The sequence below is a fragment of the Pseudomonas endophytica genome (genome assembly GCF_001411475.1).
Classification (GTDB): domain Bacteria; phylum Pseudomonadota; class Gammaproteobacteria; order Pseudomonadales; family Pseudomonadaceae; genus Aquipseudomonas; species Aquipseudomonas endophytica.
Genome location: NZ_LLWH01000023.1, coordinates 1 through 12,196 on the forward strand (window position 1 = coordinate 1; position 12,196 = coordinate 12,196).

The window sequence follows — 12,196 nt, forward strand, 5'->3', positions numbered from 1 at the left end:
ACTCCAGCCAAAAAAGCACCGTCGGTGCAGCAGACCCGGCTCTGGTTGCCCGCGGTGAAGCCCTGTTTCGTGGCGGAGACTTGCAAAAAGGGATGCCTGCTTGCACCGGCTGCCACTCGCCAGATGGTCAAGGCAACCCACCTGCGGGGTTCCCGCACTTAGGCGGTCAACACGCCAGCTACATCGAAAAACAGCTCACCGATTTTCGCGAAGGTGACCGTACCAATGACGGCGACTCGATGATCATGCGCGCTATTGCCGCCAAACTAAGTAACAAGGACATCAAGGCATTAGCCAGCTATATTCAGGGCCTGCACTGATTAATGTGAGAGCGCTGTAGCCAACGCACGATGCATTTATTGACGTTAACGATCGTTTAATCTTTGAATGTAAGGGTGCCAGGGCAGCCGAGGCTGCCCTTTTTCATAGCATCTGCCGCTACACTACCGAACTCAAGCCAGAACAGACCTGCCTCAGCAGGCCACATTTGGCGACCTTATTTGTCCAGGAGTAAAGCATGCGTAAACTGATTCTCAGCGCCGCTCTCGTCAGTGCCACTCTGTTTGGTATGACCGCTCAAGCTGCCGATGTTCCGCTTGAAGCCGGCAAGACCTACGTTGAGTTAACCAACCCCGTTCCCGTTGCTGAGCCTGGCAAAATCGAAGTGGTTGAACTGTTCTGGTACGGCTGCCCGCACTGCTACGCGTTTGAGCCAACGATCAATCCTTGGGCAGAAAAACTGCCTGCTGACGTCCATTTCGTCCGTCTTCCAGCCATGTTCGGCGGCCCATGGGATGCCCACGGGCAGTTGTTCTTGACCCTTGAAGCCATGGGCGTTGAGCACAAGGTTCACGCGGCGATCTTCAATGCGATTCAAAAAGAAGGCAAGCGCTTGGTCAAGCCTGAAGAAATGGCTGATTTCTTGGTCACTCAAGGCGTCGATAAAGACAAATTCCTGCAAACCTTCAACTCCTTTGCCATTAAAGGCCAAATCACCAAAGCTAAAGAACTGGCCAAGAAGTACGAGGTTTCGGGTGTTCCTACGCTGATCGTCAACGGTAAGTACCGCTTCGACCTCGGTACCGCAGGCGGCCCGGAACAAGCCCTGAACGTGGCTGACCAACTGATCGCCAAAGAGCGCTCAGAAGAGAAAGCAGCGCCTAAAGCGGCCAAAAACTAAGCGCCGCCTCCTCCCATGCGGCGTTGGAAGAATGCGCGAATAGTTGGCCTGCACGAGCCGCAGGTCAACGAAGATCATTTGCTAGGCAGCGGCCTGTCGGATGATCGACGTTTGCGCCTGCTCAGTTTCAATATCCAAGTCGGTAACAGTACTCACAGTTACCGTCATTACCTGACCCGCAGTTGGCAGCATCTGCTGCCACACAAAGGGCGGGCAGGTAATCTGGAGAAAATAGGCGACTTGCTGAGCGACTTTGACTTGGTCGCACTGCAAGAAGCCGATGGCGGCAGCCATCGCTCCGGCTACATCAATCAGGTCAAATATCTAGCCCAGCAGGGCGAATTCCCCTACTGGTATCAACAGCTCAATCGTAACCTTGGTCGCTTAGCCCAACACAGCAACGGCCTGTTGAGCCGTTTGCGCCCCAGTGCGATTGAAGATCACCCTTTGCCCGGCCCCGCGGGGCGTGGCGCTATTTTGGTGCGTTTCGGTGAGGGTGCCGATGCACTGATCGTCGTCATCATGCACTTGGCCCTAGGGACTAAAACCCGCACTCGGCAGTTAGCGTACATTCGCGAGCTGATTGGCGACTACCAACACCAAGTGTTGATGGGCGACATGAACACCCAAGCCAGCGACCTGCTAGACACCTCGCCACTGCGCGATCTGGGCTTGCTGGCCCCACAAATGCAAGCCACCTTCCCCAGCTGGCGCCCGCAGCGTTGCCTTGATCATATTTTGCTCAGCCCCAGCCTCACTCTTGAGCGGGTGCAAGTACTCGATCAGCCTATTTCTGACCATTTGCCGGTGGCCGTTGACATCCGTTTGCCCGGTTCAATTGGCGGTGACTTACTGCCGGTGCTGAGCTCGCCCCTTGAGCCGTCCGCATGAGCGCCGATGACGCTGAGCGTTGGAAAGAAAAGTACCTAAAGAGCATTGAGCATCAAGATACGCTCGAGCGACGCTGGAACGCGCGCTTAGATCTACTGCGCCGCGGGTTGGTGCGTAGCACACTCGCCGCCGAAGGTACTGATCGCACGGTTGATCAGTGCATGAAAGAAATGCGCGAGGCGGTACGTACTGATGAGATGGACGCCGCCTTGGCGGCCCTGCTTCCACGCCTAGAAAAAGCCGTTTTAGACTCTGAGCAGCGCCGTGAAACCCGCATCGACCAAATGAGCGTCGCGCTCAACGCCTTGGTCACTCAGTTGCAAGCCTTGCCTTTGCCTCGCGAAGTTAGCAAACCGCTAAAAACATTCGCCAGACAACTCGATAACCGGGTCGCTCAGGCACGCGAGATACCCTTGCTGCTGAGCGAATTGAGCCAGTTGCAGGGCCGCGCGTTGGCCCCGCAACTGCTCAGCGCAGACCCTCTCAAACCGGGCCTATTGCAGCGCCTATTTGGTTCATCAGAGACCGATAAGGCGGCCCCGCCTGCCATCAAGCCACCATCGCCCGAGCCTGTGGCCCCCAAGGTTGCGAGCACACCTGATCCGGTAGCCCCTCGTGCTCCTGAAACGAGCGAGGTTTACACGTCAGAAAAACGCCGCGACGCCAATGATGAGGCGCTGCCGCTCACAGATCCACCTCCTCGCCCCACAGAAGCCCACGAAGAAGAGGCCGTCGTGGGTGCGCTTGAGTCAGTGGTTGCGCTCGTCGACGCAGAAAACGCCCACAGCGAAAAGCACGATGAGGCATCTGCGCCTCAAGAGGCCAAGCCTGCGAGCGGGATTGAGCCCCCCACGGCGCAATCTGCCACAGTCTCTGAGCCTGAAAGCACCGCCCAAACGGCTGATGCCGAGTCCGTCTATGCCCTGCCTGATAACAACGAGCCTACTTACAGCTCAGTGGCGGAACATATTGAATCAACCCTGCTCGGCTTACTGAACGACTTATCGCTGCCTGAACACTATCAGCCACAAGCCCAAGACATGCGTCTGCGCCTCGAAAAAGGGCTTAACTGGTACGAATTACTACCCATTCTCGACGATCTTGCGGGGTTGATGCTGGCCATCACAGACAGCGGGCAACATGAGTTTCAGACCTACCTCAAACAGCTCAATGAGCGCTTGGAGGCGTTTCAACGCAACCTCCAAACGGCCAGTGAAGATCATGCTTTAGGGCGCTCAGCGGCTGAACAACTGGACAATCAGATACGCGAGCACGTTGATAGCCTGCAAAGCAGCATGCAAGAGGCGATCGACTTGAACAGCCTCAAACACCTTCTTGAAGGCCGCCTCGAAGGGTTGCTGGGCACCATGGACCAACATCAACAACAGCGTAATGCCCGCGAGCAGGAGCTCGGCCTCCACCTTCAAGGTTTGTCTGAGCGCGTGGCGTTTATGGAGCAGCAAGCCCAAGACTATCGCGAACACCTAGAAGCACAGCGTCTTAAAGCCTTGATCGACCCCTTAACCGGCCTGCCTAACCGGGCAGCTTGGGCCGAACGCTTAGCCCTTGAAGTTGAGCAATGGCAAGTCCACGGCAACTCGTTGCTAATTGCCATGCTCGACCTCGACTACTTCAAGCGCATCAACGATGGCTACGGCCACCAAGCAGGCGATAAGGTGCTCAAAATTATCGCCTCACAACTGGCCAAACACCTTCGGCCAAGCGACTTTATTGCCCGCTTTGGAGGCGAAGAGTTCGTCCTGCTTATCCCCGACACCCCTTTGCCCGTGGGCCTGCAATTACTCGAAAAACTGCGCGCTACGATTCAAGCCTGCCCATTCCACTTCAGGGGTGAGCCGATGACGCTCACGGCGTCCATGGGCCTTGCCGCATTCAAATTAGGCGAACGCAGCGAGAGTGCCCTCAAGCGAGCTGACGAAGCCTTGTACCGAGCCAAGAACAATGGGCGCAATTGCGTAGAGCTTAGCCAGCCTTAACCTTCGCATTCCTTCTGCACAGGTGGGGTTCAGACACGCTGCATACCAGTCATGTATGCTGGCCAATTAATTGCTTACAGGCAGCCTTTGCCATGAAATTTCTATCGTTGATTTGCTCTTTAGTGCTGTTGGCCGGTTGCGCCAGCGGCCCTCGGATGGACACTCGCCACCCTTCGGCCAACCATGACAGCCGCGTGCAGTTCATCGTCCTTCACTACACCTCTACTTCGCTTGAGCGCTCGCTGCAATTGCTGACGAGCGGGCCGGTGAGCAGCCATTACCTGATTGGTGATAACCCACCGACCATTTACAAACTGGTCGACGAGAGCGAACGCGCTTGGCACGCTGGCGAAAGCCAATGGAAAGGCCGCACTTGGCTCAACTCAAGCTCCATTGGCATTGAAATCGTTAATCCGGGCTTTGACGACACCCCGAACGGGCGCGTGTGGTATCCCTACACCGAAGGTCAGATCCAGTCGCTGATCGCACTGCTTAAAGACATTTCTACGCGCTACAAGATCGACCCACATAACATCATCGGCCATAGCGACATTGCGCCGTTGCGCAAGCTTGATCCGGGCCCGATGTTTCCCTGGAAACGCCTGGCCGAAGCCGGGTTTGGGGTTTGGCCTGACGCGCATGCCGTTGCGCGTGAACAAACGCAGTATGCCAACGCCCTGCCGAGCATCACGTGGTTCCAACAACAGTTAGCGCTAATGGGTTACGAGACGCCGCAAAACGGCGAACTGGACGTGGCCACGCGTCATGTTTTGGCGGCCTTTCAGATGCATTTCCGGCCAGCACATTTCGACGGCACGCCTGACGCAGAAACTGCGGCGATCTTAAAGGTGTTGAACACGCAGAAGTAGGCATATCTGGGCTTCGCAGCCCCTGCAGTCGCTGCCAAAGGCTGCGATTAGGCTAAACGGATTGCTCCGCACCCCTGCGCCAGCGACTACGGCTTTTCTATAACGGCAGCGCCATGTAGAACTGTGTGCCTTGGCCAGGACGTGAGTACACGCCAATACGCCCACCATGCAGCTGCACAATCTCTTTGCACAACGCCAAGCCCAAGCCCGCACCGCCTTTTTTACGGCCCACTTGTACAAAGGGCTCAAAAATACGGCCTTGCTGGCCGTAAGCGATGCCTTCACCACTGTCTTCGATACTGATGATGATCCGCTCACCATGACGCCGCGCCTGCAGACGGATTTGCCCACCGCTGGCGGTGTGCCGTAAGGCGTTGTCCAGCAGGTTGTCTAACACCCGCTCCAGTTGCGTTTGGTCGGCGTTAAGCACAGGTAACTGGGGTTGCAGGTCGATCAGAAACGTTACATGTTCAGCGTTTGCCCGCTCCGCAAACCGAGCGCGGGCCTCATTCAACATCTGCTCCACATCACAGGGGGCCAAGGTCAGCTTTTGCTGACCATTCTGATAGCGCGAGAAATTCAGCAGGTCGTTGATCAACTGCATCAAGCGCTGCATTTCTTCATTAACGGTATTCAGCAAATCGGTTTCACGTGACAGCGGATCAAAATGCGCTCGCTCCATAAATAGGCCGAACGCCATGTGCATGCCCGTGACCGGGGTACGCAGTTCATGGGAGGCACGCTGCACAAACTCACTGCGCGCGCGCTCGAAAGCCCGTTGTTCGGTCACGTCATGCAGCACCATCACAGCACCCAAGATGGGACCTTCGGGTTGGCTAACCGGCGTCAGGCTGTAGGTCAGCAGACGGGTTTCACCTTCAATATCGACGTTCAAATCCTCGGGCGCACGCTCCAAGTTCCCGCCGCGCAATACCGTCAACAGTTGCTGATCGAGCTCTGGGCGCTCCAATGCCTCGCCTAGCGGCAGGCCCAGACGACCTTCTTCCCAACCCAATTGGCGCTGAGCCACAGGGTTTAAATGCTCAAGACGGCCTTGCTGGTCGATCATTAATAGGCCGTCATCAATGCTGTCGAGTACCGCTTGGAGCCGTTGCTGACCCGCCAGCAACTCGTCGACATTGGTGACCTGATGCTGACGCAGCGCCTCAGCCATGATCCCGAAGCGGCGGGTCAGCAGGTTCATCTCGGAGGAGGTCGATAGCGGCAGCACCACCTCAAAGTTACCTTTGCCAATATTATCGGCGGCTTTGGCCAGCGCTTCGATTGGCGCACCAAAGCGGCGGGCAATCCCGTGCGCGGTGACAAAGCCGATAATCAGCACCGCCAACCCAACCAGCCCCAACAGCGCGGCAATCACAACCGCACGATCATGGGCCGCAGCTTGCGCGGTATAGATTTTATCGAGTGCCTTGCGATGTTCTTTAATCAGGCCGTTGCGTAACTGGTCAAAGCGATCAGACAGCTCTTTGTCACTGCTGATATCAAGCCCGTTGGCTTGGGCATGCTTGAACGCGTCCAATAAACGCCCGTAGTTCTCACGGGCCTGGGCAAAACCGTTATGCAGATCGTTCTTGCGCTCATGCTCAATCCCTTGGTCGATCAGCGCGAGATAAGTCTTGGATGAGGCAGCTAACGCCTGAGGATCGGCGTGGTTGCGCAGCATCAAGACCAGTTGATCGCCTAGGGTTTGACGTAGCTTCAAGCCCAAATCGAGGGTAATGAAGTTATTACGAATCAACGCCTCTTGAGATTTGGCCATCTGCATCACACTGACCACGCCGAGCAACAAGCCGAGCAGCGCGACCGTAATCAATGCCGAAATACTAAGGAACAGCCGAGTCCGCAGCTTGATCGCAAATTTCATCAAATATGGCTCACAAGTTGTACTGCTTGCGCTTGCGATAAAGCGTCGAGGCATCAATACCCAAGGTTTTTGCGGCTTGATCCAAGGTATCACTGGTCGCCAGAACTGCACCGATGTGAGCTTTTTCCAGTTGATCAAGACTCAAGGCCGCACCAATACGCGGGGTGTTGGGAGCCGCTTGCTCAGCCATGCCTAAATGGCTGACTTCGACCACTTCTTTGGGGCAAATAATGCTGGCTCGCTCAACGACATTTCGCAGTTCGCGAATGTTACCCGGCCAACGGTAATTGGACAGCGCCAAGCGCGCCTCTTGGCTGAAGCCGCGAGCAGGGCGGGCGTAATCCTTAACGAAGCGGGCTAGAAAACGATCCGCCAAGGTCAAGATGTCTTCACTGCGCTCGCGTAAAGGCGGCAAATGCAAGGTGATGACGTTCAGGCGGTAGAGCAAGTCTTCGCGAAAGCGCCCTTCACGCACCATGTCTTCTAGGTTGAGGTTGGTGGCCGCCAAAATACGTACATCGGCGCGCCGAGTGACAGGATCACCGACCCGCTCGTAGACCTTGTCTTGAATGAAACGAAGCAATTTTGGCTGCAGTGTCAGGGGAAAATCGCCGATCTCGTCCAGAAATAACGTGCCGCCGTCTGCCTGATTGACCCGCCCCAACGTACTTTCACTGGCCCCGGTAAAAGCGCCACGCGTGTGGCCAAACAACTCGCTTTCCATCAACTCCGCCGTCAGCGACGGGCAGTTAATCGTCACGCAAGACTTTTTAGCCCGTTTACTCCAGCCGTGAATCGCCTGTGACAATTCACCTTTACCCGTACCAGACTCACCCAAGATAAGGATGTTGGCGTCGGTGCCAGCCACCTGACGCGCTGTTTCAAGCACAGCCATCATGGCTGGGCTGTGAGAGTCGAGCCCGTCTTTAGGCTTGCGCACTTCGCCTTCAAGGGCCTCAAGGCGAGCAGACAGTTGGCGTACTTCCAATTGTTTGGCAGTGGCCAAACGCAATTGATCCGGGCTGCAGGGCTTGACCAAATAGTCCGCCGCGCCAGCCTGTATCGCATCAACAGCGGTATCGACTGCCGAGTGGGCAGTCACTATAACGACACGCATCCACGGCGCTTGAATACGCATTTGGGCCAGCACATCTAAGCCATTGTCTTCGCCTAGGCGCAGATCCAGAAAGCACAGGTCAAACACTTGGCGGTGCAGCAGAGCGTCGGCCTGCGCCGCACTATTGGCTGTGGCGACGGTGTACCCCTCGTCCTCAAGGCAATAGCGGAATGTGCGCAAGATAGCGGACTCATCGTCGACCAGCAGAATGCGGCCCTGGCGCTCTTTAGATGATTCCATATCCGGCGTTCCTTTATGAGTGATCTTGGTTAGTGTCGGAATAATCGGGCAAGTTGCATGATTTTTCAGCAATGATTCAAAGGCTAGCAGGGAAGGGGTCTGCCTGCCTCATGCAACGTGCTGATTTTAAAGATTTTAGCCCCGTTGATAACGACACTTTTCCAGCTGATTAATTCTCAGGTCGACACTTTTAATCTCATCCCGCCACCCAGCGCTGCGGCCGGACTGCGCGGATCGTGCAGAACGCACGACGCCACTCAGCCTGATCGTGCAGCTTGCGCGTGAACGTCTTTTACAAATATATGCAACATAATGATTTATAAGGATTTTTTCTTTTAAAGAAAGCTGGCATGCAGCCTGCAATATCTCTTGCAACGAAGTCGCTGCCCCCTTTTTTTTGCGTAGCGACTACACCCACACAACGACCACTGAGTGGCAGGAGTTTGAGCATGAATCGTCAAGGTTTCGCCAATCTGGGTATTTCATCTCGCCACCTGCAACAAGGCCTATTCACCAGCCTTGCATTAGTGATGACACTCATCGGTGGTCAGCAATGGGCGCATTGGCAACAGGCGTCGGCAGCGCAAACAGCGCAATCGGTGCCGAGCCACACCCTCGCTTTTCAACAGACACATTTCAGCGCTATTCACTCCACTGCGCTGGACTCAAACACAGCGACTGGCCGCTATAACTTGGCAGCCTCGCAAGAGACGCAAATTGCTAATTCGCAGCCCGAGCCGGAACGCTGGGTGTTTTAAATGTTCACAACCTTAAGGCTCTTTTCGAGCCTTCAGATAAAAAACAGCAGCATCCTTTCGCATTGAAATAAGGAGATTCACCATGTTGAGCTGGGCAATTACCTTCCTGATTATCGCCATCATCGCTGCTGTTTTGGGCTTCGGTGGTATCGCAGGCACAGCGACCGGTATCGCCAAGATCCTGTTTGTCGTATTCCTGGTGATGTTCGTTGTGTCCTTCATCTTTGGTCGTCGCGGTCGACGCTAACTATGCTCAGTCGATCCTCAATGGCAATGGCAGCTGCCCTATTAATGGGCAGCAGTGCTATGACCTTTGCCGCCAATGATGGTCAGTCCCGCGCCAACCAACTGTTGAGCGACCCGGACTACCGTCAGGCGTGGCAAAAAGTGGTGACAAAAGAAGAGCGTTTGCCCGAATGGGTCATGAACCTCTCCGGCAGCGCCGAGCAAATGAATGCGGTCACTGAAGACGGTGATCCCTATTTGGTGGGGCCTTTGTGTGAAACCCAGGACTCCTGCGCTAAGAAGCGACTGATCGTTGCGGTCAGCTTTGATAAGCAGCATGCCTACGCATTGCTGGTCGAAGTTCCAGAGAACTTGCCTGCCGACAAGTCACCCACGCGTCATGCCGATTTCCGATACTTGGGTAAGCCCGAGGCCGGGATGCAAGCGTTGTTGAAAGAGCAATTAAAGAAAGACCCCAACTGGTATTAACGTCCAGCCAGGGTTTAACAGCGTTTTCGTATACCAAAAGCCAAGGTTTTGCCTTGGCTTTTTCGTGCTTGCTATCAGATGCCTCTGGTCTGTAATTGCTTATCCCCGCTCATTTTTTCTCAAAACGATGTGGCTTGAACGCCCTTCTAAAACGTCGACCGTATATCGACTATTGGCAAATTGATTGCTTCTCTATTTTCGATTTGTGTTGTGGGATATTTCTTAAATATTCGTACTGTATTTATGCCTTCTTTCATCCCCAAAAAGCGTTCAAACAGCCTGTCTACGGCGGTTATGCCCTGTATTAGGGCACTACCATCCGGCTGTTTATCGAGGTCTTGTCGGACAAAACACATGCCGATTCGGCATAGGGTAGGCGTTTACGGCATTAGACGGTAACGCTGCGCATGGGAATAGTTGCGCCTTTTTTCGCCTGCCAAAGAGCCAGTCTGGTTCGATTTGGGCGACCTTCTACGGGGGTACAGAGTCGGTTTTTTGCGCTTTTAAGCGCTCTAATCCGAGTCTGTGCCCGAGTCCACTTGAAGTAAGGGTAATGACATGAAGAAGGCAAAACTTAGCCTCGCCTGGCAGATCCTCATCGGTCTGGTCCTCGGGATTGCAATCGGCGCGCTGCTCAACCATTTCAGTGCTGAAAAGGCATGGTGGATCAGTAACGTCCTGCAACCTGCAGGCGATATCTTTATCCGTCTGATCAAGATGATCGTAATCCCAATTGTGATTTCCTCACTGATTGTCGGGATTGCAGGCGTGGGAGATGCGAAGAAACTCGGTCGCATCGGTCTAAAAACAATTATTTACTTCGAAGTGGTCACCACCATTGCGATCCTGGTCGGTCTGGTACTGGCCAACGTGTTCCATCCGGGCGCTGGGATCGACATGAGCACGCTGGGCACGGTGGATATTTCAAAATATGAAGCCACTGCCGCAGAGGTTCAGCATGAACACGCGTTCATCGAAACCATCCTCAACCTGATCCCGTCCAACATCTTCGCGGCCATGGCTCGCGGTGAGATGCTGCCGATCATCTTCTTCTCGGTGCTATTCGGTCTGGGCTTGTCGAGCCTGAACGCCGAACTGCGCGACCCGCTGGTGAAAACCTTCCAAGGCGTGTCCGAGTCGATGTTCAAAGTCACTCACATGATCATGGGCTACGCGCCAATCGGTGTGTTTGCGCTGATCGCCGTGACGGTTGCCAACTTCGGTTTCGCCTCGCTGGTGCCATTGGCCAAGCTGGTGCTTCTGGTTTACGGCGCGATTATCTTCTTTGCCTTCGCGGTATTGGGACTAATTGCCAAGCTGTTCGGCTTCTCCGTGCTGAAGCTCATGCGCATCTTCAAAGATGAGCTGGTACTGGCGTACTCCACCGCCAGCTCCGAAACCGTGTTGCCACGCGTAATCGAGAAGATGGAAGCCTACGGTTGCCCGAAAGCCATCTGTAGCTTCGTAGTACCGACCGGTTACTCGTTCAACCTTGACGGTTCGACGCTGTACCAGAGCATCGCGGCCATCTTTATTGCTCAGCTGTACGGCATTGACCTGTCTATCAGCCAGCAACTGCTGCTGGTTCTGACCCTGATGGTCACCTCCAAAGGCATCGCCGGCGTACCGGGCGTGTCCTTTGTCGTGTTGCTGGCCACACTGGGCAGCGTGGGTATCCCGCTGGAAGGCTTGGCTTTCATCGCCGGTGTTGACCGTGTGATGGACATGGCACGTACCGCCCTGAACGTCATCGGTAACGCCTTGGCAGTGCTGGTGATCTCGCGTTGGGAAGGCATGTACGACGCCGCCAAAGGCGAGCGCTACTGGAACTCGCTGCCGCACTGGCGCAGCAAAGAAGTCGCCAAAGGTTAATATCCTTCGCTAGGCGTTTCGCCCCCCAAACCCCGGACTTGTCCGGGGTTTGTTGTTTCTGAGGCAGGGCCGGTATCATTTGCCGTACTTTCTAGGAGTTTTCCGATGCTCAACGGCCTATGGCTCAGCTTTTTCCTCGTCGCTACGGTGTCGGCGTTTACCCAATGGCTGGTAGCGGGGGATGCCGGGGTTTTTGCGGCGATTGTTGAAAGCATCTTTGCCATGGCCAAGCTGTCGGTTGAGGTCATGGTCCTGCTCTTTGGCACCCTAACGTTGTGGCTGGGGTTTCTGCGCATTGCTGAAAAAGCTGGGATCGTCGACTGGCTGGGCAGAGCGCTAGGGCCGCTGTTTAAACGGCTGATGCCTGAAGTGCCGCCAGGCCACCCAGCACTCGGCTTTATCACTCTGAACTTCGCGGCTAACGGCTTGGGCCTCGACAACGCCGCCACGCCCATCGGCCTCAAGGCCATGCGCTCGCTGCAAGAGTTAAACCCCAACCCAACCAGCGCCAGCAATGCACAGATTTTATTTCTGGTGCTCAACGCCTCTTCACTGACCCTGCTGCCGGTCACGATCTTTATGTACCGTGCCCAGCAGGGCGCTGCCGACCCGACGCTGGTGTTCTTGCCGATATTGCTGGCCACCAGCGCCTCAACGCTGGTGGGCCTGCTCT

12 protein-coding genes are annotated in these 12,196 nt (G+C 55.2%); 10 read left to right on the plus strand and 2 right to left on the minus strand.

Going from position 1 to position 12,196, the window contains the following annotated elements:
• From AQS70_RS02965 to AQS70_RS02985, 5 genes are all read left to right on the plus strand, one after another.
• The coding region (locus tag AQS70_RS02965; protein WP_156354980.1) for a c-type cytochrome at positions 1-320 on the plus strand (320 nt) is incomplete at its 5' end.
• Positions 321-517: 197 nt separating this feature from the next.
• On the plus strand, positions 518-1,180 hold the full coding sequence (locus tag AQS70_RS02970; RefSeq protein ID WP_055101443.1) for a thiol:disulfide interchange protein DsbA/DsbL: 663 nt from the start codon (positions 518-520) through the stop codon (positions 1,178-1,180).
• Between the two features lie 15 nt (positions 1,181-1,195).
• Positions 1,196-2,071 carry an endonuclease/exonuclease/phosphatase family protein gene (locus AQS70_RS02975; protein ID WP_055101444.1) on the plus strand — a complete coding sequence of 292 codons (876 nt, stop codon included), beginning with the start codon at positions 1,196-1,198 and terminating at the stop codon, positions 2,069-2,071.
• The gene (locus AQS70_RS02980; RefSeq protein WP_055101445.1) at positions 2,068-4,068 is read left to right on the plus strand and encodes a GGDEF domain-containing protein; all 2,001 of its coding nucleotides are present in this window, start codon (positions 2,068-2,070) and stop codon (positions 4,066-4,068) included. Before AQS70_RS02975 ends, AQS70_RS02980 begins: the two co-directional genes overlap by 4 nt.
• A 92-nt stretch (positions 4,069-4,160) precedes the next feature.
• Entirely contained in the window at positions 4,161-4,937 is a 777-nt protein-coding gene (locus AQS70_RS02985; protein ID WP_055101446.1) for an N-acetylmuramoyl-L-alanine amidase, read from the plus strand.
• Between the two features lie 97 nt (positions 4,938-5,034).
• Here the strand turns inward: AQS70_RS02985 and AQS70_RS02990 are convergent, their stop codons facing one another.
• The gene (locus tag AQS70_RS02990) at positions 5,035-6,822 is read right to left on the minus strand and encodes an ATP-binding protein (protein ID WP_055101447.1); all 1,788 of its coding nucleotides are present in this window, start codon (positions 6,820-6,822) and stop codon (positions 5,035-5,037) included.
• A 10-nt stretch (positions 6,823-6,832) separates the two neighbouring features.
• Positions 6,833-8,179 carry a sigma-54-dependent response regulator transcription factor AlgB gene (gene algB, locus AQS70_RS02995; RefSeq protein WP_055101448.1) on the minus strand — a complete coding sequence of 449 codons (1,347 nt, stop codon included), beginning with the start codon at positions 8,177-8,179 and terminating at the stop codon, positions 6,833-6,835.
• Positions 8,180-8,628: 449 nt separating this feature from the next.
• On the opposite strand from algB, the gene AQS70_RS03000 reads away from it, so the two are divergent.
• The 5 genes from AQS70_RS03000 to AQS70_RS03015 all read left to right on the plus strand — a co-directional run.
• Positions 8,629-8,937, plus strand: coding sequence for a hypothetical protein (locus AQS70_RS03000; protein WP_055101449.1), 309 nt, complete (start codon positions 8,629-8,631; stop codon positions 8,935-8,937).
• Between the two features lie 82 nt (positions 8,938-9,019).
• A complete protein-coding gene (locus tag AQS70_RS23060) occupies positions 9,020-9,184 on the plus strand; it encodes a DUF1328 domain-containing protein (protein WP_082428023.1) in 165 nt (54 codons plus the stop codon).
• 2 nt (positions 9,185-9,186) lie between these two features.
• Entirely contained in the window at positions 9,187-9,651 is a 465-nt protein-coding gene (locus AQS70_RS03005) for an inhibitor of vertebrate lysozyme family protein (RefSeq protein ID WP_055101450.1), read from the plus strand.
• 558 nt (positions 9,652-10,209) lie between these two features.
• On the plus strand, positions 10,210-11,523 hold the full coding sequence (gene gltP, locus AQS70_RS03010) for a glutamate/aspartate:proton symporter GltP (RefSeq protein WP_055101451.1): 1,314 nt from the start codon (positions 10,210-10,212) through the stop codon (positions 11,521-11,523).
• A gap of 105 nt (positions 11,524-11,628) precedes the next feature.
• Positions 11,629-12,196, plus strand: a 568-nt coding sequence (locus AQS70_RS03015; RefSeq protein ID WP_277620573.1) for a nucleoside recognition domain-containing protein, incomplete at its 3' end; no start/stop codon positions are given.

What these genes read in the sequence shown, in the direction of transcription:
- AQS70_RS02970 (WP_055101443.1), top strand. Translation starts at nt 518, where the DNA reads ATGCGTAAACTGATTCTCAGCGCCGCTCTCGTCAGTGCCACTCTGTTT.
- AQS70_RS02975 (WP_055101444.1), top strand. Translation starts at nt 1,196, where the DNA reads ATGCGGCGTTGGAAGAATGCGCGAATAGTTGGCCTGCACGAGCCGCAG.
- AQS70_RS02980 (WP_055101445.1), top strand. Translation starts at nt 2,068, where the DNA reads ATGAGCGCCGATGACGCTGAGCGTTGGAAAGAAAAGTACCTAAAGAGC.
- AQS70_RS02985 (WP_055101446.1), top strand. Translation starts at nt 4,161, where the DNA reads ATGAAATTTCTATCGTTGATTTGCTCTTTAGTGCTGTTGGCCGGTTGC.
- AQS70_RS02990 (WP_055101447.1), bottom strand. Translation starts at nt 6,822, where the DNA reads ATGAAATTTGCGATCAAGCTGCGGACTCGGCTGTTCCTTAGTATTTCG.
- algB (WP_055101448.1), bottom strand. Translation starts at nt 8,179, where the DNA reads ATGGAATCATCTAAAGAGCGCCAGGGCCGCATTCTGCTGGTCGACGAT.
- AQS70_RS03000 (WP_055101449.1), top strand. Translation starts at nt 8,629, where the DNA reads ATGAATCGTCAAGGTTTCGCCAATCTGGGTATTTCATCTCGCCACCTG.
- AQS70_RS23060 (WP_082428023.1), top strand. Translation starts at nt 9,020, where the DNA reads ATGTTGAGCTGGGCAATTACCTTCCTGATTATCGCCATCATCGCTGCT.
- AQS70_RS03005 (WP_055101450.1), top strand. Translation starts at nt 9,187, where the DNA reads ATGCTCAGTCGATCCTCAATGGCAATGGCAGCTGCCCTATTAATGGGC.
- gltP (WP_055101451.1), top strand. Translation starts at nt 10,210, where the DNA reads ATGAAGAAGGCAAAACTTAGCCTCGCCTGGCAGATCCTCATCGGTCTG.